This window comes from Bradyrhizobium sp. HKCCYLS1011 (assembly GCF_051167795.1).
Taxonomy (GTDB): Bacteria; Pseudomonadota; Alphaproteobacteria; order Rhizobiales; family Xanthobacteraceae; genus Bradyrhizobium.
Window position 1 is genome coordinate 24167 of the sequence record NZ_JBNPTT010000003.1, and the last position, 24190, is coordinate 48356.

At 58.5% G+C, this 24190-nt stretch carries 11 protein-coding genes; 8 read left to right on the forward strand and 3 right to left on the reverse strand.

Going from position 1 to position 24190, the window contains the following annotated elements; all coding sequences use genetic code 11:
• Positions 1 to 146 precede the first annotated feature (146 nt).
• Positions 147 to 2288: a type I secretion system permease/ATPase gene (locus ACQR1W_RS09090; protein WP_434850489.1), complete on the reverse strand. Its 2142-nt coding sequence runs from the start codon at positions 2286 to 2288 to the stop codon at positions 147 to 149.
• Between the two features lie 286 nt (positions 2289 to 2574).
• Here ACQR1W_RS09090 and ACQR1W_RS09095 point away from each other — a divergent pair, with 286 nt between their 5' ends.
• Entirely contained in the window at positions 2575 to 3999 is a 1425-nt protein-coding gene (locus ACQR1W_RS09095) for an HlyD family type I secretion periplasmic adaptor subunit (protein WP_434850490.1), read from the forward strand.
• A 254-nt stretch (positions 4000 to 4253) separates the two neighbouring features.
• On the opposite strand, the gene ACQR1W_RS09100 is transcribed toward ACQR1W_RS09095, so the two are convergent.
• Together ACQR1W_RS09100 and ACQR1W_RS09105 are read right to left on the reverse strand one after the other, a co-directional pair.
• Positions 4254 to 6401, reverse strand: coding sequence for a caspase family protein (locus tag ACQR1W_RS09100; protein ID WP_434850491.1), 2148 nt, complete (start codon positions 6399 to 6401; stop codon positions 4254 to 4256).
• Positions 6402 to 6521: 120 nt separating this feature from the next.
• Complete coding sequence (locus ACQR1W_RS09105) at positions 6522 to 13337, reverse strand: beta strand repeat-containing protein (RefSeq protein WP_434850492.1); 6816 nt, start codon at positions 13335 to 13337, stop codon at positions 6522 to 6524.
• A gap of 1181 nt (positions 13338 to 14518) precedes the next feature.
• Here ACQR1W_RS09105 and ACQR1W_RS09110 point away from each other — a divergent pair.
• The 7 genes from ACQR1W_RS09110 (at position 14519) to ACQR1W_RS09140 (ending at position 24145) form a co-directional block, all read left to right on the forward strand.
• Positions 14519 to 16522, forward strand: coding sequence for an acyltransferase family protein (locus ACQR1W_RS09110; protein ID WP_434850493.1), 2004 nt, complete (start codon positions 14519 to 14521; stop codon positions 16520 to 16522).
• 105 nt (positions 16523 to 16627) lie between these two features.
• Positions 16628 to 17677: an acyltransferase family protein gene (locus tag ACQR1W_RS09115; protein ID WP_434850494.1), complete on the forward strand. Its 1050-nt coding sequence runs from the start codon at positions 16628 to 16630 to the stop codon at positions 17675 to 17677.
• Between the two features lie 47 nt (positions 17678 to 17724).
• A complete protein-coding gene (locus ACQR1W_RS09120) occupies positions 17725 to 18771 on the forward strand; it encodes a hypothetical protein (RefSeq protein WP_434850495.1) in 1047 nt (348 codons plus the stop codon).
• A gap of 163 nt (positions 18772 to 18934) precedes the next feature.
• Entirely contained in the window at positions 18935 to 20323 is a 1389-nt protein-coding gene (locus ACQR1W_RS09125; protein ID WP_434850496.1) for an O-antigen ligase family protein, read from the forward strand.
• A 43-nt stretch (positions 20324 to 20366) separates the two neighbouring features.
• Positions 20367 to 21326: a UDP-glucuronic acid decarboxylase family protein gene (locus ACQR1W_RS09130; protein ID WP_434850497.1), complete on the forward strand. Its 960-nt coding sequence runs from the start codon at positions 20367 to 20369 to the stop codon at positions 21324 to 21326.
• A 259-nt stretch (positions 21327 to 21585) separates the two neighbouring features.
• Positions 21586 to 22956, forward strand: coding sequence for an oligosaccharide flippase family protein (locus ACQR1W_RS09135; protein WP_434850498.1), 1371 nt, complete (start codon positions 21586 to 21588; stop codon positions 22954 to 22956).
• Between the two features lie 316 nt (positions 22957 to 23272).
• A complete protein-coding gene (locus tag ACQR1W_RS09140) occupies positions 23273 to 24145 on the forward strand; it encodes a DUF6492 family protein (RefSeq protein WP_434850499.1) in 873 nt (290 codons plus the stop codon).
• The last annotated feature ends 45 nt before the right edge of the window (positions 24146 to 24190 follow it).

The following is a 24190-nucleotide window of genomic DNA, read 5'->3' on the forward strand; positions in this document are numbered from 1 at the left end:
AACCGACAACTGCTCCCCGACAAAGATGCGTTGGCAGGTCACATCCCCAACGTTCGGTTCAGCGCCGGCTATCCGGAAACTTCGCCCGAACAGTGCGATTGAAAGTCGCCCGCCGTCGCCAAGCTGTTCTGTGGCGAGAAACCGGCCTATTTGACCTCGTGTATATCGGACTGGACGCGGTGCAAGCTCGCATATCGCCCGCCGCGCCTGATGAGCTCCTCATGCGTCCCGTCCTCAACCAGCTTGCCGCGGTCGATCGTTATGATTCGGTTGCTTCGCCGAACGGTCGATAGGCGGTGAGCAATCACAATGACCGTACGTCCCTGCGCGATGCGCTGCATATTGTCCTGAATGATGCGCTCGCTCTCGTAATCGAGGGCACTTGTGGCCTCGTCAAAGATCAAGATCCGAGGATTTGTAACCAGCGCTCGCGCGATGGCAACGCGCTGACGCTGCCCGCCTGAAAGGCTGGCGCCGCGCTCCCCCACCACGGTGTCATACCCTTCCGGCAGTTCGAGAATGAAGTCGTGAGCTCCCGCAAGCTTGGCGGCTTCAACCACCTGCTCGATCGGCATCGCCGGATCGGCAAGGGCAATGTTCTCCCTGATCGAGCGGTTGAAGAGAACGTTTTCCTGCAACACCGCGCCGATTTGCCGGCGTAGCCATGCAGTATCGACCATCGCAAGATCTACGCCATCGATGAGAACCCTGCCGCGCTCCGGAACATAGAGCCGTTGGATCAACTTGGCGACGGTGCTTTTGCCGGACCCAGATGCGCCAACGACGCCTATGACTTGCCCGGCCGAAACACTGAAGCTGACGTCACGCAATATCTCCGGGCCGTCGATCCGATACCGAAACCACACGTGGTCGAAAGCAATATCCCCTCTTATCGCAGGCAGCGCGGCACGAGCCGGGTTGAACTTGGGCTCGGGAGCCGTATTCAGGATGTCGCCGAGCCGCTCCACCGAGATCTTCGCCTGGTGGAAATCCTGCCAGATCTGGGCGAGCCGGAGCACCGGCTGGGTGACCCGGCCGGCCAGCATGTTGAAGGCGACGAGTTCTCCGACGCTCAACCCTCCCGCAATAACCAGCTTGGCCCCGAAGTACAAAACGGCGGCCATCACGACCTTATTGACGAATTGAACGCTGTTGCTTGCCGTATTTCCCAGTCGCAGGACCCGGAAACTGGAAGCCACATAGCCGGCCAGTTGCTCTTCCCAACGGCGCTGCATCTGAGGCTCGATGGCCATCGCCTTGAGAGTCTCGACGCCACCGATGCTCTCGACCAGAAAGGCTTGGTTTTCAGCACCGCGCTTGAACTTTTCGTCCAGCAGTTGCCTGAAGCCCGGAGCCGCTCCCGCAGAAATCGCGATATAGAACGGAAACCCCGCAAGTACGACACCGGTCAAGAGCGGCGAATAGGCAAACATGACGCCGAGGAAGACCAGCGTAAAAAGGAGATCGATGACCAGCGTCAAGGCCGAACTGGTCAGGAAATTTCGAATATTCTCCAACTCGCGTACCCGCGCGACCGAATCGCCGACGCGACGCGTCTGGAAATAGGATATCGGCAGTGCCAACAGATGCTGAAACAGCCGGGCGCCTAGTTCGACGTCGATGCGGTTCGTCGTATGGGAGAATAAATAGGTCCGCAGAATGGACAGAATGGTCTCAAATACTGCAATACCGATCAGCCCGATCGTCAACACATCGAGCGTGCTCACGCTCCGATGGACCAGGACCTTGTCGATCACGACCTGAAAAAACAGGGGCGAGACGAGAGCGAACACCTGAAGAAAGAAAGACGCGAGCAGCACTTCTCCGAAATGCCGACGGTATTTGTGTATCGCATCCAGAAACCACGTGATGTCGAAGCGGCGGGACAACTCCATCAAGCCGGCGCGCTTGGTCATCAAGACAACGCGCCCCGTCCAGATCTGCTCCAGCTCTTCCTTCGCCATCAGTGCAGGACGCGGGGTCTTCGTCGACTGCACCATGATCTTGTCTTGCCCGAACTTTCCGAGAATCAGAAAGTCGCCGTCCCGCAAAACCGCAATGGCCGGCAGTGGCGTCGTTGCCAGTCGTGCCCAGCTGGTTTTCATCTCCCGCGATTTTAATCCGAACTCCTTGGCGCAACGGATCATGTCGGAGACGCCAATTTCGGCCGCTCCGCAATGATGGCGGATTTGCGACGGATCAGCTCCAACTCCGTGAAAGCGCAACAGCATCACCAATGCTGTAAGGCCCGGATCGCTTAGCCCTGTAGACTCCGGATCAGCCGTCATCGACAGCGCCTCTCCTGAAATTGCAGACAACGATCTCCAGTCGCAGTATGCTTATACTTCATAATGCGTTAGCTATAATTTAATGGCGGATTTTTCGCCACCGTTTTCGGCCTCTGGATTGGAAAACACGAACTCCAACTGGGGACCGTCATCGGCAGCGGCCATTAAATGGCCCGCAAGTCCATCTAAACTCGACGGAAAGATAGATTCGATTATTCACATTTGAGGGGCATCATTGTCAGAGCGAACCAATCGGCGCGCGCGTTCTACGGTCGGCGGGGCTTTCATGAGACCGGAGCTGAAAATCATCCCATTTCCGACGCGCCAGGCGCCGCCTCGGGAACGGGAGGAGTTCGCCTTTCTGCCGGCCGCGTTGGAGATCGTCGAGACACCGCCTTCGCCGACGGGCAGGACGATCGGAGCAACGTTGATTGCACTTTTCGTAACGGCGCTGATCTGGGCGAGCTTTAGTCAAGTCGACGTTGTGGCGACCGCATCAGGCAAGGTGATCCCGACGGGTCGCAGCAAGGTGATCCAACCGCTCGAGGCCGGGGTCGTGCGCGCGATACGGGTCAGCGACGGGCAGACCGTCAAGGCGGGCGACGTTCTGGTCGAGCTTGATCCGACCATGATCCAGGGCGAAGTCAGTCACTTGCAGAGCGACCTGCTTGCGGCCCAGCTTGATATCGCTCGTCTGCGCGCCGCGCTGACCGACACCGACGATCCCGTATCTGCATTCCAACCGCCCAAGGAAGCAGAGGCGTCTCTGGTCGCGATGCAGCGCCAGTTCTTGATCGCCCAGATCTCCGAGCACCGCTCCAAGATCGCGGCCCTCGACGGCCAGCGGGCTCAGAAGGAGGCGGAGCTTGCGACGATCTCCGCTACGATCGAAAAACTCAACGCGGTTATTCCGACGATTGAAGAACGGGTCAATATCCGCAAATCGCTGAACGAATATGGCTCCAGGTTGCAGTACTACGAGGTGCTGCAGCAGCTGACCGAGAGCCAGCAGGAACGCATGGTGCAGAAGAGCCATGTGAAGGAGATCCAGGCTTCGATTGCAGCGATCATCGAGACTCGTGCACAAACCGTCGGAGAATATCGACGGACTCTGTTTGGGGAATTGGCTGAAGCCGAGCGGAAAGCTGGAGGTCTCACCGCCGACCTATCGAAGGCCGAACAGCGCTTAAAGCTTCAAGAGCTGACCGCTCCCGTTTCGGGCGTCGTGCAACAGCTGGCAGTGCATACGCTGGGAGGCGTAGTAACCCCAGCCCAGACTCTGATGGTGATCGTCCCCAGCGACAGTCCGCTGGAGATCGAGGCCATGGTGAGCAACCGCGATATCGGATTTGTACACGTCGGTGACGACGTCGAGATCAAGGTCGATACGTTCGATTTCACCCGTTACGGGCTGCTTCACGGGAAGGTGCGCACCATTTCGTCCGATTCCATCGCGAGAGAAACGACCGACAAGCAAAATGACAAGGTTGCAGGCTCCCCCGAGGCAACGAGCGAACCTTCCGGGCAGCAGCTGACCTATGCGGCACGAATTTCCGTGAGCAGCCAGGAGATCCAGGTCGAGGACCGAACAGTGCGCCTTTCGCCGGGCATGGCCATTACGGCAGAGATCAAGACCGGATCCCGAAGGATCATCGGCTATCTCTTGTCGCCGGTGATGAAATATCGGCAGGAAAGCTTCCGCGAGCGATGATCACAGGACTGACCGCGGCTGTGCGCAATCCTCACAGACGTGGTGGGGGCATACCGAGTTCGCCGGAAGATCAACGTTGGACTGATCCAATCCTACAGCGCCAACACCGCGAGACACGGCCCATTTCGCAGTCATTCCGGGGCGCTGCGACAGCATCGAACTAGGGCGCGCAATTGCGCGCCTGAGAATATCGAGTCTCAGGGGTTCAGCTCTGACGGGCCGCCCTGGAACAACGTCGGTTTGACGCAGCAACACTAATCCGACGGCGGTAAGGAATCGGGCTTTTCGGGAGCTGGCTCCGTTTCTGAAGGAGCCTCCGGCGTAAGTTTCTTCGCTGGCGCTCCCTTTGTCTTGCTCATTCCGGTAACGGGCCGTCCCGTCGAAACACTATCGGTAGCAACCGCACCACCGTTGACGGACGGTGATACACCCGTCCTGGCGGGGAGTGGCCCCGTCCGGTTCATTGGCTTCACGCCAGCCCTGGAAGCGAGCGGTTGAGTGGAAGGCGGCTTGGCACCGGCGGACGGCGCGACATCACCAACCGCGCCTGCTGTGGAGGCGCCGCCATCCGCATTCCGCGTCGTCGGACGAACTGCAGGAACTCCGCGTTTACTGGCTCGCGGATTTGGCAGCGGATTGGTTCCAGGAGAGCGCATCTGGTTTGGCGCAACCGGTGCCAATGTCTGTTCGTTGACGCTTGCCCCCAGTGTTTGCCCTGCCGGACGATTCCAGGCGGGACCCCCGTTGAGCAGCGACGGCGCCGATTGCGAGGTTGTTTGCTGCGGTCCCTCAGATGCGGCAGCGCCCAATGTATCTGTGGGCGGCGTTAGGGATTGGTAACGCAGCCCGCCGCCGGTCCACGAGCCGGGCGCCACCGTTGGGTCTGCGAGCTCTCCCACGGCATTGCCGATGCTGGCTGCCGTTCTGCCGGACGAGTCCAATGGCACAGGCTGGCTGGCGAGCGGTACGGCGCTTGTCAAATATCCCACGTCAGTCGCGGTCGATTGCGGCGTGCGCGCCTGCTCAACCTTTTTCGGACTCAGCGGCGTCGCGACAGCAGGTAGAGTCGAGCTCGGAATCGATGCGGGTGCCACGACGGGCAGATCATGGCTCCCGATTGGAGCAGCCGGTGCAGACAGCCGGCGCAGCTCCGAAGCTGAGGCACTTAGAAAATAATCCGGCAATGGCCTTAGAGGCTCAAAGGCAAAGGCTGGATCGCCGAAGCTCAGCGGGGCCCGTTCAACATACTCAACTTCGTCCGGCAGCGGAGCTGGAATGTCACACCCCGTTGTGGCGAACTTCGAAGGCGCTGTAGGGCCAGCTCCTGCACGCGCCAGGATCCGCCGAGCATCAGGCCCGTGCGGACCGCGTGGATATCTCTCCAAATACATCCAATACGCGTTCGGCGTATTCTCTCGGATGCTACAGCGCCAAGTGAGGATCTCGCGTCGCGCGGAAAGCAGCGCGCGGACGCGCCTTGTCATCGGATCTTTCCAATATTCGGCGAGAAACTCCGAATAGCCATCAAAAGTGTCGCGCATGAGCGCGGTCAGATAGGCATCGCCTGCCGAGAGTGCGCGCATAGGCCGGGTTCGGAACGAGCGGGTCAGCTCGGGCCGATCGGCCCGCAGCGGTGCGTCAGAAGGACGTTCCGCAAACACGAGCGGGTCCTGTAGCCTCGACACGTGCCAAGGCACTTGGCTGCCGTTGGTCGCTTCGGTAACCCTCAACCTCACTCGGGCAAACAGATCTTCCGGCTCCAGCCCTCCCTGACGAATCATCTCGGTCAAGGCAATCGCGTACGCACCAAAGCCCGCTTTGTCATCGGGGGCGATCGTGCCGGGCGCCGCGTTGAGCGCGACCAGCGAATTGGCTTCCGGCTCCACCCAGGCAAAGCCGCCCGCCGGTGGCCCGTCAGAGATCGAAAACGGATTTCGTCGCGCTGCATCCAGGATAATGAACGCTGCCTTCGGCCCTGCTTCAACGAGCGATCTGATCAGTCCGGCTAACTGAAGCGCGTCACGGCGGATGTCTGATGCCTGGCCAGGAGCGGCATCGACTGGAATCAAATAATTGTCGCCCTCCAGCTGCAGTGCGAGGCCGGAAAAGTAGACCAGGACGACGGTTCCAGGCCCCGACCCTCTGACCTTCTCACGAAAGTCCTCGAAGGCCCGCCGCAGAAGATCCGCCTCGAGATCGCGGCTTCCGGCTACTTCGAAGCCGACCGATCGCAGAGTTTCGGCGACCAGAGCAGCGTCATTGGCAGGAGTGGCGAGCGGCCCGGCTTTGTAGGCGGCATTGCCGATGACGAGCGCCAAGCGGCGTTCCGCCGCGCTTGCACCCGCGGCCAGCGGCACCAGCAAAAGCAACGCGAACAAGGTCCGGAAGATACGGACTTTCACTACCTGACGCCCTTGAGCAACGTGAACTGAGCAGCCTTCATAGTACGAAAACCACAAAGTCTGAAGGCTTTGGCAGGGACCGGTTCCAACCTGCTCAAAGCCAGCCGATGCGGGACATCGTCAGATAGGGGCGTGCTGTTGGGGCGCCGTGAACACTGCCAACTGAGGTGGCATCGGGAGATGATCCGAACCGAACATCGAGCTGTTGTCGATGCTGGACGATGTGCTCGAGAAGTCGGAAGCCATATATTGGGAGAACAGAGCTATCTGCTGATCCAGGCTGCTGGTTTGTTGCGAAGCCAACGGCGGATCGACGACAGAAGTACCTCCGTGACCGTCGCTTGATGCAGTGAAGTTCGCCAGAGAGTAGCTGCCCAGCAGATCCACGTTGGCGGTGTGGACGCCGTCACTCACCGTCAGCGTGCCGGGAGAATTATTACCTGAATATGCAAGCGAGGCACTGCCGCCCGCGCTGATATCCTTGAAGTCGATCACATCACCGATTGCGAGCTGACCGCCGATCGTCCCCGTAAACGTCGCGGAATGGTCGACGATGAGCGTGCCGGTAGACCCGCCGAACACAATCTGCCCCGAGAAGCTTCCGGTCAGCTCCATCGTTTGCCCAGCCAGAATGGTAATGACTCCATCACCATTGAGGTCTTGCTGGAAGAGGGGCTCATAGGACGCGAGAGCGGCGCTGCTTGCCGACACGCCGTTAATCAGGTCCTTAACGTAGTTGCCGCTGCTATCGACATTCCAGACGATGTATTGGCCCGTGCTGCTGTTCTTCCACGCAACATCGTAACCGCCCGACACCGCTTCTGCACCGATCGGCGCCCAGGCGCCGAATTCGCCGGAGTAAACTGGAGCGCCTTGGTACATCAGTTCGGGGCCGCCGTTAACGCCGACCGGCACCATAAAATAGTTGCTTCCGACCTGCAGCAGGCCTGTCGCACCTGATGTCTCGATATTCGTACCAGCGAGACCGATGGTGCCGTCGCCATTCAGATCCTGATGGAAAGTTACCTCGTAGGACTCCAAGACCGGATTGGTCGCCGAAGCGCCGTTGAGGAGATCCTTGACATAGTTGCCACTGCCATCGACATTCCAGACGATGTATTGGCCCGTACTGCTGTTCTTCCACGCAACGTCGTAACCGCCCGATACCGCTTCGGCGCCGACCGGCGCCCAGGCGCCGAATTCGCCGGCGTACACCGGACTGCGCTGATACATCAGTTCGGGGCCGCTGTTGCCGCCGGCGGGTACCATAAAATAGTTGCTTCCGACCTGCAGCAGGCTTGTTGCACCTGATGTCTCGATGTTCGTGCCAGCGAGACCGATGGTACCATCGCCATTCAGATCCTGATGGAAGGTCGTCTCGTAGGACTCAAAAACTGCGTTGGTGGCCGACGCGCCGTTGATCAGATCCTTGACGTAATTGCCACTACTATCGACATTCCAGATAATGTATTGGCCCGTGCTGCTGTTCTTCCACGCTACATCGTAGCCGCCGGACACCGCTTCTGCGCCGATCGTTGTCCAGGCGCCGAATTCGCCGGAGTACACCGGACTGTGCTGATACATCAGTTCGGGGCCGCTGTTGCCGCCGGCGGGTACCATAAAATAGTTGCTTCCGACCTGCAGCAGGCTTGTTGCACCTGATGTCTCAATATTTGTGCCAGCGAGACCTATGGCACCGTCGCCATTCAGATCCTGATTGAAAGTTATCTCGTAGGACTCCAAGACCGCGTTGGTGGCCGACGCGCCGTTGATCAGATCCTTGACATAGTTGCCGCTGCTATCGACGTTCCAAACGATGTATTGGCCCGTACTGCTGTTCTTCCAAGCCGCATCGTAACCGCCGGACACCGCTTCCGCGCCGATCAGCGTCCAGGCGCCGAATTCGCCGGAGTAGACCGCGCTCCGCTGATACTTCAGCACGGGACCGGTGCCGCCGCTCATCGGATCAAGGTAGTAGTTATTTGCGGCCTGCACCAAGGAGGTTGCACCGGAAATCTCGATAGCGCTCGGCTGGTCGACCGACAGATTTGCGAATGTAGCCGCGACACCCGTCAAGTTCGCGCTGTTGCCCGCGCCGTCCTTGATCGTTGTTCCAGTTGGTAGGTTCACCTGGGTGATGGCGAGCGCAGAAACATCGCTGTCGCTTGCGCCGACCGTGTAGCTGAAGGTCAACGCATTGGTGCCCGAGCCGCCGGCATAGGTCGCCGTGCCCCCGTTATTGAGCGTCAGGGTTGGGGTGCCTCCGGCCACCGTCACCGCCTCGCTCAGGTTCACCGTCAGCGTCACCACATAACCCGCCGCCACGCTGCCTGCACCGCCGGTGATCCCGGTCCCGGAGGCCGTCACCGACGATACCGTCGGCGGTGTGCCATCGATCTGCAGCGTCCCCGACGGGTTGGTGACCGCACCGGTCAGGGTGGCGCTGTTGCCCGCGCCGTCCTTGACCATGGAGCCGTTGAGATTGAACGCCGTCACCGCCAGGTCGGAGGTGTTCTGGCCTGCACCCACCGTGTAGCTGAAGATCAGCGCATTGGTGCCGGAGCCGCCGGTGTAGGTCGCCGTGCCGCCGTCATTGAGCGTCAGGGTCGGCGTGCCACCGGCCACCGTCACCGCCTCGCTCAGGTTCACCGTCAGCGTCACCACGCTGCCGACACCGAGGTCGCCGCTACCGGACGTGATCCCGGTCCCGGAGGCTGCAACCGACGACACCATCGGCGCAGTGCCATCGATCTGCAGCGTCCCTGACGGGTTGGTGACTGCACCGGTCAGGACGGCGCTGTTGCCGGCACCGTCCTTGACCGTCGCGCCATTGAGGTTGACCGCCGTCACCGTCAGGTCGGAGGTGTTCTGGCCCGCGGCAACCGTGTAGCTGAAGGTCAGCGCGCCGGTGCCGGAGCCGCCGGTATAGGTCGCGGTGCCGCCGTCATTGAGCGTCAGAGTCGGCGTGCCCCCGGCCACCGTCACGACCTCGCTCAGGTTCACCGTCAGCGTCACCACGCTGCCGACGCCAAGGTCGCCGCTGCCAGAGGTGATCCCGGTCCCGGAGGCTGCAACCGACAACACCGTTGGCGCAGTGCCGTCAATCTGCAGCGTCCCCGACGGATTGGTGACCGCCCCGGTCAGGACGGCGCTGTTGCCCGCACCATCCTTGACCGTCGCGCCATTGAGGTTGACCGCCGTCACCGTCAGGTCGGAGGTGTTCTGGCCCGCGGCAACCGTGTAGCTGAAGGTCAGCGCGCCGGTGCCGGAGCCGCCGGTATAGGTCGCGGTGCCGCCGTCATTGAGCGTCAGCGTCGGCGTGCCGCCGGCCACCGTCACCGCCTCGCTCAGATTCACCGTCAGCGTCACCACCTTGCCGACACCAAGGTCGCCACTGCCAGAGGTGATCCCGGTCCCGGAGGCTGCCACCGACGACACCGTCGGCGCCGTCGTGTCGATCTGCAGCGTCCCCGACGGATTGGTGACCGCCCCGGACAGAGCGGCGCTGTTGCCGGCGCCGTCCGTGACCGTCGCACCATTGAGGTTGAGCGCCGTCACCGTCAGGTCGGAGGTGTTCTGGCCTGCACCCACCGTGTAGCTGAAGGTCAGCGCAGTGGTACCGGAGCCGCCGGTGTAGGTCGCCGTGCCGCCGTCATTGAGCGTCAGCGTCAGCGTGCCCCCGGCCACCGTCACCGCCTCGCTCAGGTTCACCGTCAGCGTCACCACGCTGCCGGCGCCGAGGTCGCCGCTGCCCGACGTGATCCCGGTTCCGGAGGCGGCCACCGACGACACTGTCGGCGCCGTCGTGTCGATCTGCAGCGTCCCCGATGGGTTGGTGACCGCGCCAGCAACATTAGCCGAGTTGCCCGAGCCGTCCTTGACGGTAGAGCCGTTGAGATTGAACGCCGTCACCGCCAGGTCGGAGGTGTTCTGGCCTGCACCCACCGTGTAGCTGAAGGTCAGCGCACCGGTGCCGGAGCCGCCGGTGTAGGTCGCCGTCCCACCGTCATTGAGCGTCAAGGTCGGCGTGCCGCCTGCTACCGTCACTGCGCCGCTCAGGTTCACCGTCAGCGTCACCACGTTGCCGGCGCCAAGGTCACCGCTGCCGGACGTGATCCCGGTCCCGGAGGCCGCAACCGACGACACCGTCGGCCCGTTGCTCGCGGAGTTCGCTGTCAATACAGCGTAACCGGAGCCTGCGAAACCTATGTAGACCTCCCCGAAAACATTGGGGTCGCCGGCAATTGTCTTGATCGTGTCCAGGCTGGAATTCGGATAGGTTCCGATCTGGGTCCACGACTGCGCGTTGTCGATAGACTGCCAGATGCCATAAACATTATTGACGTACCCTACGATGTAAATCGCGGGATACCCACCGGCCGTTGCGGCAGCACCAAACCCAAAGCAGTTGACTTCAAGCACATTCGGAACGGCGGTCCACGTAGCCCCGCCGTCTGTCGATCGCATGAAGGGTTCATTTGTGTCAGGGCCGGCGGCGCCACCCGAATTGCCTTGCCAGCCACCCGTAAAGAAGAGGTTGCCTGCCTCTCCTGGCACGGACATCAGCTCGTTGTTGTACCAGCTAAACGGCGTGATGTAGCCATTGAACTGGCTGCCAAATCCATCATTGCCGTTGTAAACAAGCGTCCAAGTGGCACCACCATTCGTGGATTTGTAGACGCCATTGCCGGGATAGTAGAGATAAAACGTGTTCGACAGCACCCGATCTGCGACGATCGAGCGTTCATCGAGGTAAGATGGACCTTCGAAACCGCTCCAATCTGTCACGCCCGGCAAATTCACAGGGTGCCAAGTTGCCCCACCGTCCAGCGTATAATAGGGCTGAACGCCATTTCCGGGTGCGATGATGACGTTCTGCGGCGAACTCGCAGCAATCGTGCCGCCGTTCGCCTGCCCGGGAAACGAGGGCTCGCTCGCGAAGTTACTCCAAGTCTGACCTCCGTCAGTGGAGTAGACTCCCACCCCATTTGAGATGAGGCCGACCACGAAGTTTGGAGCAGACGACGCATAATCTACCGACCAACCCGCGTCGATATTGACGCTGTTGACCGGGCCATATGTCGATGGGTAGGCGTTGAGGTCGCTGATATAAAAGAATGGACGGTCCCAAGACGCAAGGATTGGCTTACCGCCAGGAGGAACAATGATCTCGTTGGCAACTAGCTGCTCAATACCGGCACTCTGGTCGTTCCAAACAACAGGAGTATAAGCTCCCAGACTCGACGGGAGAGTCGCGGTCCAGAAACCCGTACCGGCCGATGCGATCAGTTGGCCAGGCACCAGCGGATTGAATGCCAAGCCTCCGATATCAAGAAAAGATCCCCAGGCAGCCGAGTTAGCGGCCGCAAGCCAGGGAATATCGTTCGAGCTGACTTGGTTACTTGCCCAATCAAGGCCGCTCCAGGTTGCACCCCCATCGTAGCTTACGCTGATCGGTCCACCCGGCCCCTGAACGACGATTTGATTGGGGTTGGCTGGGTTGACGGCAACAGCTTGGATTGGCTGGCCCGCCATCCCGACATCTGGCTCTGACCAATGGCCATTGGCGTAGACCCAAAGATTGGTACCGTCCACCGCGTAGTAGACGCCCGTTGAAGAAACGGCGGCGTTCGTAACGGTGGTCGGACCGCCAGTCAGGAGCGTCCACGACACACCGCCATTGCTGCTCATATAAACGCCGTTGCCGTTACTCTCGGCAAAGATCGTCTGAGTTACGCCGTTAACGACACCGCCGAGGGCAGGATCGAACAAAATTCCCGAAAACCCAGTTGGAACACCGCTGCTATCCACCTCTGTCGTGGCCGGCAGCTGGCTCAGTTGTTGCCAGGTGCTACCTCCATCCTTTGTAACCCAGAGACCGTTCGATGGCGTACCGACGTAAACAATGTTGGGATTGTTTGGATCGATGGCCATCTTCTGCCCGTACTGCGCAGAATTGGCGTTGGGATATGCGTTGACCTGAGCGAACGATGTCTGCGTCCAGGTTGTGCCCCGGTTCGTGCTCTTAAACACGTAACCGTCGTACAGCATGTAAAGAATTTGAGTATTGCTATCGGCGATCTGAATTTCGTAGACGCCTTGGCCTGTCGCCTGCGTATTTTGGGTTGAAGCGACGAATGCAGCAGGCATGCTGCTTGCGGTGACCAGTTGTACCCATTGCGAGCCGTTCCACAGATAGGCACCGTAAGAGTCGGTGCGGCCCACCATGGTCCCGTCTGACGCGATATCGAAATTCCGAATGAATCCGCCCGCGCCGACTTTGAGCGTCTGCCAAGTCCCAGAGGCGACCGGGTCAACGACCACGGTGCCGCCCGAGCCGTCGCTCGAGAGCGTCCACGTTGAGGACAGATAGTCGCCTTCCAGCGTGATCTTAGCGGTATTCGTTCCGTCGGTAACGGTCAGCGTGCCGCCGGAGTGGTCGCCGAGGAAAGTTGCCTGCGTATTGGTTCCGAAATTAATGTCGACCAGATCCAGCGCATCGAGGCCAGATAAACCGGTGATTTCACCTGTGTAGGTGATCGAGTGATCGATCTTCAGCGTTCCCGTCGTTCCGCTGAACGTTACGGCTTGCGAATCGCCGCCCGGAATTTCAACTGTCGCCCCCTCGGCAACAACAACCGCAGGCCCGGTTATGGCCGCACCCGATGTCGCGGCAAACATCTCGGATTGAGGCTGGCCGGCGTCCGGCTTCGAAGCGGAAGAGACCTGGACCGTGTCGCGAATTATGGGCCCGCCAGCCTGCGCACCGACACCATCGTTGTGGTGGACAGCGTTGTGCAGAACGGCGCCCGTGAGCACGCCGTCAACGAACTGATCTACGTCGAATGTCAGAGAATCGGTACCGTCTGAATCAATATTGGAGGTGTCTCGACCAGCCTTACGCTGGGAAAACCCACGATCATTATTTTTTAGCACAATGACCTCACCGATCGCTGTTTACCGGCTGTCAGTTCAAATCCTCGCAGACGGCAGCGGAGGGTAGGGACACGACCTAAAAAAGAGGTTCCAAATGCTCGGAAAAATTGATCCTTAGTTGCCCCAGGATTAATAGTTGATGGCCGACAGTCGCCAGCCGTTACACCCCCAGCAATTTGAATAGCGCATACAGCCATCAGATCCCCGTCGACGGGTTTTCCAAACGAACATTGCACGGAACCGCAGCAAGATAAGCGACTCTCGCTTCGGCAAGCCGCGAAGCGCGCTTCAAAACGCGGATTTTTCGCCTTTTCCCCAAAATCCCGACCAGAGTCGGACCTAAATTTAACCCACGAGAGCGTTATAACGTCTCGCGTCCCCAAGCGCGAGCATAGTTAATTTCGGGGTGAGGCTTTTTCTTGACAGCCGGACGCCCCGTGGACGAATCGCGACAACCGCCTGTTTAATAAATACTATTTCTGACCATCCAGGATTGCGACGCCTCGGTCTCGCGACGTTTTTGGCATTTCTTTGCCCAAAGCGCCCGTGTGACACCGGGCTCGAATGTCGACTGGAATACCGGCGGAATTGGCCCGGCTGCCCGAAATTTTTCAAAATTGGGATGCGTGGGAGCCCAAAGTGCCCTTTTTTTGAGTGATCTTTGGCCACGGCGGCCCTGGACCGGTCTCGACTTTGCTTCGACGCGAACTCGGATGCCACCCGCGCCGGTCTCAGCCGAGACCGCAACCATCCCGATCAGGCCAGAGCAGGCTTGGAGGCCGCGACTTCCGCCTGGCGAGCGTCCAAGCAGCATAGCCGAAAGCGTCCTGCCCCCTTTCGCCCGCGGTCAGCGGCCCCTTGCGGGACTTCCTTCACTCTAGGCCCCAACCGAATCGACGTCGTTAAACGACGCACACAAGCAGGCCAACGGGACGCGCCCCGCCGCGGACCACCCCCCATCGACCGGATGCGCGATCGCCGCCAAGCCTGCGGGTAATTTTGGGGCAGAGAAACGGCAACGCCGACCAATGCGGCGAGCCGCCCGGCCACCCCGCGGGGCACCATACGGAGGGTAATCAAATGATGGTCCCGCCTTTACCAAACCATTCGTCCTTTGGTTGATTCTGCATTATCAATATGGCAACGCTATTTTCTCTCATTTGGCGCTAAGGCATATCCTTGTGGCTACGAATTATCGGGCAGATATCGATGGATTGCGGGCGGTTGCCGTTGTTCCCGTTGTGCTTTTTCACGCAGGAATGCCCATCCTGACCGGCGGCTTCGTCGGCGTCGATATTTTCTTCGTTATCTCAGGTTATTTAATTACGTCTATTATTCTTCCCGATATCGACGCCAAACGCTTTTCAATCACCACATTTTACGAGCGCAGGGCTCGACGCATTTTCCCGGCTCTGGCCGTGGTCCTTTTTTTCTGCGCGGTGGCCGGCTTCGTTCTCCTGACCCCGTCAGATTACAAGACGCTCGGCGAAAGCATCCTTGCGACCACGCTGTTCGTTTCCAACATTTTTTTCTGGCGACAGACCGATTACTTTGCTGCTCCTGCCAGCGAGAGCCCGCTGCTGCATACCTGGTCGCTCTCGATCGAGGAGCAATTCTACGTCTTCTATCCCTGGCTCTTGATCCTGGTCTCGCGGCGGCCGCGAGCCCGCATTCTAGCCTTGTCAATCATTTGCCTCGTCTCGTTCGGGGTCGGCGCCGTCCTCGTGTACTACAAGCCTAGTGCCACTTTCTATTTGGGGCCGACTAGGGCTTGGGAATTGGCGCTTGGAGGCATGATCGCGCTCGCTTGCAGCTCCGGCTACCGCCTTACCAAGCTCAATGACTCCGCGGCGTGGCTCGGAGTAGCCTTAATTGCGGTCCCGATGATCGCCTACTCCGCTTCCACGAGATTTCCAGGAATAGCGGCTCTTCCACCGGCCTTGGGCGCGGCTCTCATCATTTGGAGCGGTCATTCCAAGCAGGGCATCGTCCACAACTTGCTGAGCTGCGCAGCGTTCACAGCGATCGGCAAGGCGTCTTACTCGCTGTACCTATGGCACTTTCCGCTAATTGCATTCACTAGCTATGTCGACCTGTTTGGTCTGTCGTGGACGACCAAGGCGGGCCTCTGTCTAGGCTCGCTTCTCATCTCGTTTCTGTCGCTCAGATACGTCGAACGCCCCTTCAGACTGCCATCCAAGGTCGCTGGTCTTCGCCGTCCGGCGCCCGTCGCGCTTGCCGGCATGGCTATGGCGTGTGTTGCAGGATTGCTGATTGCAGTGGGTAGCGGCTTCCCATCACGCCTCGATGCGACATCGGCAGCGTACCTCGACACGGAAACCGACAAAAATCGGCACCATATGGAATGCATGAGCTTGGAGAACCGGATCGTGAGTCCGTCGCAAGCGTGCAAACTGGGAGCGACGCGAGAGCCCGCGCATGTGCTCGTGTGGGGCGACTCCCACGCCATTGTGACAGGCAGCGCAATTGCGGAAGCAGCCGAGAGAAATAATGCCAGCGTGCTTCTTGTCGCCTCGGTGGATTGCCCGATTGGAATTGGCTTCGGCATCGATCCCCGCCTCGGCAGCGACCTGGCAGCAAATCCCGGATATCAACACTGCCAAGCCTATAATGAGGAGATGCTTCGCTTCGTCGAGGCAAGCAGCGACATCAGCACCGTCGTATTGTCGTCCCGATGGACGAACTGGAAAGTTGGCGAGCTAGGCTCGGCGTCGGAGAAGCCGGTCGACATCCGGCTAAGGGACGCTGACGGAACCGCGGAAACGCCCGAGGCTAACAAGCGAATCTTCGTCCGAGGGTTCGAGACACTTCTCAAGGCACTAACCGCTGCTCAGAAGACGGTCTGGATCGTTGGTCCTATACCAGAACCACCGTTTCGCATTCCGAAAGCGCTCTTCATCGAGCATGTCGGGTTCGATCGGACCGAACTTGATGTTCGACTGCTCGACTTCGAAAACAGGAACAAGTTCATATTTTCAGTACTTGCGGAAGCGAAGCAGCGGTTTCCGGTGCACGTGATCTGGCCGCACCTCGCTCTTTGCGACGACACAAAATGCCCGGTGTCCTCCGACGGAAAACCAATATTCTTTGACGACAATCACATGTCGTTGGTTGGGGCACACCAAACGTCTTTCTTGTATGATAGAATATTCACCATGAAGTAGGCTCGGTTTGACTTACCGCCTCCGGTACTGCTCTGGCAGCGGTGATCTTTCCCGGCCGGACGAGACCAAGTCGATAGCGATCAGGCAACCGGAAGAGATTCCTCGATGAAAAAAGAGGTCATCGCAATCCAATATCTGCGAGGGATCGCCGCCATGATGGTCGTTGTCCATCACATGCTAAGCCCGACGACGCGGATCGACTATCTCAGCAACTCGAACCTGGGTCCGTTTGGCGTAAAGCTGTTCTTCGTGATCAGTGGTTTTATCATGTGGTACACTACGGCGAACTCGAATATTTCGCCTGTGGCTTTCTGGCGTCGCCGCATCGCACGTATCGTACCGTTGTACTGGATCTTCCTCGCGATCCTCATCGGGGCCGCATTGCGGTTTCCCAACCTCTTCCACACCACGGTGATCACACCCGAGAATGCGACGAAGTCGTTCCTGTTCATCCCACACTTTCACGTGGTCCAAACGGGTCTGATCGCGCCAATTCTCATTCCTGGCTGGTCGCTCAACTATGAGATGTTCTTTTACTTTGTGTTCGGATTTCTCCTGCTAATCGGATCGCGCATCGTTCGCATCACGGTTCTCGGACTAGGCTTTCTGGCACTCGTGCTGCTGGGTTTCGCAGTGCAGCCAGCCGATGCGGTGCTTTCCACTTACACGAACCCGGATCTGTTGAAATTCCTGTACGGCGCAAGTCTTGCCATTCTTTATCAGGCTGGAGCGCTAAGATCTCCGGTATTGGGAGTCGCCTTGCTGGCGACGGGAGTCCTGAGTTTCCTCCTGGTGCCGGCTTCCAGCGAACTCGCCAGGATCAATGATCTTCTGGGTATCTCTGCAACGACAATAGTGGCCGGAGCGCTCGCCTTGGAAGATGCCGTTCGGCGGGCGCCCAGCCTGATACTTCGCACGATTGGAGACGCCTCGTATTCGATTTATCTGAGTCATTTGTTCATTTTGAGAGTGACAGAGCTGCTTGGAGAGCACCTATCGCTCTTTGGATCGGGCCGGATGTGGGACGCCATCTACCTTGCCGGCGCACTCACCTCCGCCGTCGTTGGAGGGATTTGCATCCACTATCTGTTGGAACGACCGCTGGCCTCTTTAGGCACGGGCCGACGACGCATTCTTCTCAACGAGCCAGCCTGAAGGCCGATGGTCACTCATCGACGCGTCCCGGGTCGACGAAAGGGCAGTTGCTGATGCTGACTAAACGTCGCTTTTTGATGCTCGCTGCAGCGATCGGCGGCCCGATTCTGTCCTCACGTGCATCGTCCGCGCCGCAGCAGTCGCGCGGACAATGGTCAGGCCTGCCGCTCGGTGCCGGCGGCTTCATCACGGGACACAGCATCTCCAACGATGGCAAGACCCTAGTGTGCCACGCAGACACTTACGGCTGCTATATTTCCTCCAAGTCACACGACGGTGGTAAAGCCTGGATCCAGTTTCCCTCGGGTAACCCGCCCTCGAGTTCAATATCCGGCTGCGTCGGCGGATGCATTGCGGCTGCGGACCATCTCACTTTCATGTGGATTCCGCGGCGACACGGCTCCACGCCCCATCTCAGTCAACCCTATGTCACGGTTGATAGTGGAAATACCTGGGCGAAAACAATTCCCCCAGCGATCCCTGCAAGCGGCGATGGTGGCTGGGGCAACTCGTTCCTTCCCAATCGCCAGATCGTCTGCGCTGATCGGGTCCTTCATCGAACATTCTACGCCTACAGTTCGGTTGGAGGCTTCTACAGGTACGAGGCTGGGACCGCGGCAACCGATGGCACGTGGTCAAGACGGACTGCCAAGCTTCTGCCGTCGGACGAAGGTTTGGTTAAAATCCGCTCGGTACCGGGGCACGCCGGACACGTATTTGCATGCAGCGGTCCGCTCAATCCAGCCAATCAGCCCTACGCCGTCTTCATGCGCTCGACAGATGGTTGCGCCAATTTTATCCCTATCGCGAACGTACAGTGCGTACGTGCCTTCGGCTTCGGAAAAGCCGCCCCAGGAAGTGACCATCCAGCTGTATACATAGCAGGCCTGTACAAGAAGAAGTGGGGCGTCTATCGCTCGACCGACCACCTTGCTGCATGGAACGCCAATACGGTCGAATGGCTTCAGATCGGTGATTACCCACTCGGCAACTATGATATGATCACCACTGTCGAGGGCGACGCGAATGAGTTCGGAACAGTGTATATCGGGTTCAGCGGAAGCGGAGGAGCATATTTCAGCCTTGCAGCTTGATCCGCCCTTTTCGCTGGACCGTCGCAAGTCGCTGCCGTGTTCATCCGCATTTACGGCTCCTTGGACCGTGCGGTGTAGCGGCGTGAAAGGCGACGTGGCGCCAGTTTTTCAACCCGTGCTGGCCGACAGGATTGTCCTCGGCCGCGATGTGAGGGCGTGATCGATGAAGTGGATCGGTCTGGCCATTCTCTTGGCAGCAATAGCGCCGCTCGCGAATTGGCTGCGCCAGAATCCGGAAAAATCTCCTGTTTTCTGGAGCATTCTTGGATTCCTGCCCTTCGCGCTGAGCTTTCTCCATCTCAATATGGCTTTCATTTCGTGGCTCAGTTGGCCAGGCCATGTGAAGGGAGCCGAGTTTTCTGTTGTGGACGCGCTTGCCATAGCGCTCTACCTGAGTACGCCCAGAAGTGGGCACCCCTTTCCGTTCCGCCTCGCCTTTGGTTTCTACATTCTTGTCACCGTACTTTCATGCGTCTCATCCGCCGAGCCCACCGCCGCGCTCTTCTATTCTTGGCAGCTATGCCGGATATTTTTTGTATGCGTCGTGGTCGCCCAAGGCTGTGCTGACCAACGTGTGCCCATCGCTATCCTGAAGGGCATGGCTGCAGGCCTAATCTTTGAGGCGATTATTGCGACATGGCAGCGGCTGGCGCTGGGTGTAGTGCAAGCGCCGGGCACCATGTACCAGCAAAACCTGCTCGGCATGATCGTCCACTTCGTGGATATTCCGGTCTTTGCGCTGCTGCTCTCCGGACCATTAAGCCGTCTGTTAACAGGTGCCGTACCAGCCGGCCTGGCTCTCAGCGTACTAACGGGATCCCGGGCAACGCTTGCGCTTTCTCTGGTCGGCTATGCACTTACATTCCTTCTGTCCAGTCTGCGTGGCTGGACGCCGCGGAAGCGCAAGTTTCTCTTCAGCGGGCTGGCCGCCCTCATCGTGATTGTCCCAGTCGCCCTGCTTTCCTTGGACAAGCGGTTTGAAAGTCAGGCCGATTCGATCGCAATTGATTATGACGAACGCGCCGCCTTCGAAAAGTCCGCACAACTGATGCTATCGGACAATCCTCTGGGTCAGGGAGCCAATCACTACGTGATCGCTGCCAACCTGGGTGGTTATAACCAGCGCGCCGGAGTGGCCTGGTCAACAACGAGTGAAGGGGCTCACGTTCATAATGTCTATTTTCTCGTCGCCGCCGAGACCGGATATGCGGGGCTGATTGCATTCCTGATACTACTGCTACGTCCTTTTCTCGTAGCCATGCTATGCGGCTCAGCTCATCCCGGCGATCGACGCGGTGACCTGCTGATTGGCCTCGGCGTCGCACTGTTAACTATATACGTTCACAATTTCTTCGAATGGATCTTCGTGCTCGAAGAGACCCAGTATATGTTCGCGATAGATGTTGGCTTAATAGCCGGGCTCGCAACGGAACTCGGTTACTGGTCCCGATCAACGTCGACGGTCCATTATCTTTCGAAAGCGTCTCGTGGGTCGGATCGGATCGAACCAACGCGCAGTCTCTATGATCACCAACTCGTCAATGAGCCCTGACGGCCCTCATCTGTATTTTCACGCTTTAACTAGGAGATAGATAATGCCGCGCCTCTACGACAGCCGCAAACGTGTTCTCGTCACGGGAGGGGCCGGTTTCCTGGGATCCCATCTGATCGACCGCCTCCTGGAGCAGGGGCATGATGTTCTATGTGTAGATAACTTGTTCACCGGCACCAAGCGCAACTTGGAGCATCACCACGGCAACCCACGCTTCGAATTTCTGCGTCATGACGTGACCTTCCCGCTCTATGTCGAAGTCGACGAGATCTACAATCTGGCGTGCCCAGCTTCGCCGATCCACTACCAGCACGATCCGGTGCAAACGACCAAGACATCGGTGCACGGCGCCATCAATATGCTCGGTCTTGCAAAGCGGCTTGGATGCCGCATTCTGCAGGCTTCCACGAGCGAGGTTTACGGTGATCCCTCAATCCATCCACAGCAGGAATCCTACTGGGGGAATGTCAATCCTATTGGTCCTCGATCCTGCTATGACGAGGGCAAACGTTGCGCCGAAACATTGTTCTTCGACTACCATCGGCAGCACGGACTTGAGATCAAGGTCGCGCGAATCTTCAATACCTATGGTCCACGCATGCATCCGGCCGATGGCCGAGTCGTGTCCAACTTCATCATCCAGGCACTCAAGGGTGAAGGCATTACGCTATATGGCGATGGTAGCCAGACCCGATCGTTCTGTTACGTGGATGATTTGATCGGAGGTCTTATCAGCCTGATGGAAAGCCCCGACGGTTTCACCGGCCCGGTCAATCTCGGTAATCCGACGGAATTCACGATGAAGGAACTGGCCCAACTGATCATCGCAGAAACGTCGTCTTCATCGCCCCTCGTTACCCGACCGCTGCCGCAAGACGACCCAAAGCAACGAAAGCCCGACATTACGCTGGCTCAGAAGCAACTAGGCTGGAATCCAAAGATTCCGCTGGAGGAGGGTCTCAAGCCGACCACAGCCTACTTCAGAACCAATTTATCCGCGTGATTGCGTTGGACCGGCGCATTCACCGACAGTAACGGACGCAACGACGCTCAGCATCTTGTGAAGCGCGAATGAGACTCTTCTTGGCATGCGTCGTTGTGCTCTTTCTGTATGAGACAGTGGGAGTGATCTTCTTCGGCTTACCTAGCCTACATGGCTTGGCCGGGAAATAGTCGCCGAGAACTGGCCAGTTCGGCGCAAAGGTCCCGCTGTCGCCTAGACCCAAGGACAGCTTCGCCATGAGCAAGCCTTGAACTCACGAATGACCATCTCAACGCGCACTCTCTTCAGTGGAACCGTCTGGACGATCGGCATCTATGGCCTGAGCACAGGGCTGCGAACAGCAACCAACATCGTCCTCGCTCGGCTGCTCGCGCCTGACATCTTCGGGACTATGCTGATTGTCTATACATTCAGAATGGGCATCGAACTGATCTCCGATGTCGGCATCAACCAGAATATCGTCTACAACGAACACGCAGATGAACCGGAATTCTACAATACTGCATGGAGCTTACAGCTACTGCGCAGTATCGCTCTCTGGTTCGTGTTCATAGCGGCTGCATTACCGATCGCCCGGTTCTATCAGATTCCGGTTCTCGCCGTCGTCATACCGATAACTTCATTTAGTCTTGTCCTTTCCGGACTGAGTTCTCTGAGCAAATTCCTGCTGCAGAAGCGCATGCAGGTGGTCCGACTGAATGTATATGAATTGATTCTGGGGTTCATCGGTTCTGCGGCGATACTGCTCTTCGCCTATCTTACCCCGACGATATGGGCGATGGTTTACGGGACTATATTCAGCTCCGTGGTCTCGTTGATCGGCAGCTACCTACTACTTCCGGAGATCAGACATCGGTTCTACATCTCCAAGAGATACTCCAAGGAAATCCTCAGCTTTGGAAAATGGATCTTCGTATCCTCGATCGTCTTCTTTCTCTCGATGTATGTCGACCGACTGTATCTCGGAAAAGTCATTCCGCTGGAGCTACTTGGAATCTACGGGATCGCACGGTCAATCTCCGACCTGTCCGGCAATCTCACCATGCGGCTCGGAAACATCGTTCTATTCCCGTTCGTTGCGTCCCACGCTCAGACGGCCCGGTCCAAGCTCTACGGGGAGCTCGCTCCGCTTCGGGCGAAGTTCCTCCTTGTGGCGGCGCTTGGGTTTGCGCTGTTCGTTGCCTCAGCCGATTTTGCCATCCGTCTTCTTTACGATCAACGCTATCAGTCCGCCACCTGGATACTGCCGCTGCTCGTTCTGGGATCATGGTTTTCGATCCTCGCCTATGTGAACGAAGCGATCGTTCTCGGTCTGGGCAAACCGTCTTACGGAGCCGCCTCTAATGGCACAAAACTCGCGATCCTCGTTATCAGCCTTCCGCTTATGGTAGGATATTTCGGCGTTCTTGGAGGAGTGCTAGCGATAAGCCTGTCTGATCTCGCCAGGTACGTTCCGATCCTGATTGGCCAGCGACGAGAGCGATTTTCATTCGGCATGCAGGACCTGCTATTCACGATCCTCGTGTTCGCCACCACCGCGCTTCTGGAATATTTGCGCTGGATGTCCGGATTTGGGACGTCGTTCGATACCCTGCCGATCGACTGGAGCCATTTGACATTTTTGAAATAGCTGATGTGCCGCAGGCCGACGGTTACGCCATCATACGATTCCGCAGGTTGCGGCATCTTGTTATTGGCTGTCAGCCTGGTGACAAGCAGCTGTGCCTACGCGCCAAGCAATACTTCGGGGTCAGGACGCTTGAAGGGCCAAGGAGGATACAGAGTATCGGTGCGGTCATGTGGGGACAAGGCGCCTCACGTTGGGACGGCTGCACGGCGCAGCCGCGCCAGTCGAGCAAGCCAGCTAGAGCAAACATCGGCTTACATTCTGGACCCGTGCATCTCGGCAGCTCGGGTCACGCAAACAGCAAGATAGGATAAACCTCTTGTCCCGCGATCCACAGAATTCCTTCGCTATTGTTACGCCGACGTACCTCCCGGACCTCGAGCGCTGCGAACTTCTGGTCGAGTCACTCGACAGGACTTCGCCGGACGTGCACCACTATCTGATCGTCGACCGGCGTGACTATGCCGCGTTCAAGCATCTGTCGGGACCGCGACGACGCATCATAGAGTCGGAGGCGCTGTTGGGCCGATGGATCTGGAGGATGCCCGGCCGCAAGGGCTACTGGCTGAGCCTCAAGGCACCACCGGTGCGGGGATGGATCATCCAACAGATTCTCAAGATTGCATCGATCGAAGCGGTGCCCGAAGAGACACTTGTGTTTTGCGATTCGGACACAGCGTTCTTCCGACACTTCGGCTATCAGGATCTTCTCGTCGATGGAAAGGTTGGTCTGCTCGACGTGGGCATGCCTGGAAGACCCGAGTGGACTGCAACGGCGCGCCGCCTGTTCGGGCTCAACGAGAATCAGGGTATCGGCTCACAAAACCATGTCGGCAACATGATCTGCTGGAATCGAGACATCGTCAGGGCAATGCAGCAGAGGATCGAAGCGCACACCGGCATCAGCTGGAAGGTGGCCATCGCTCGGACACTGCAGTTCTCCGAATACATGCTGTATGGGATTTTTGTGAAGGAAGTCTTGGGGTATTCAGCAGTCAACCATGCGCCGTCGTCGGTGCCGCTGGTCAAAGCCTCCTGGGGCATGGATCTGCGGAGTGAGTCAGCCTTGGCGGCGTTCTTCTCTGATTTCGATCCGAGTACGGTTGCTGTGATGATCCATTCCAAGGATGGCGTCGATCCAGCACTCTATCGCAAACATCTCGAGCGCTACTGGACTCTCGCACGAGACTAGTTGCCGATCGCGCGGCGAAACCAACTCGTCCCAGTGACATCCATT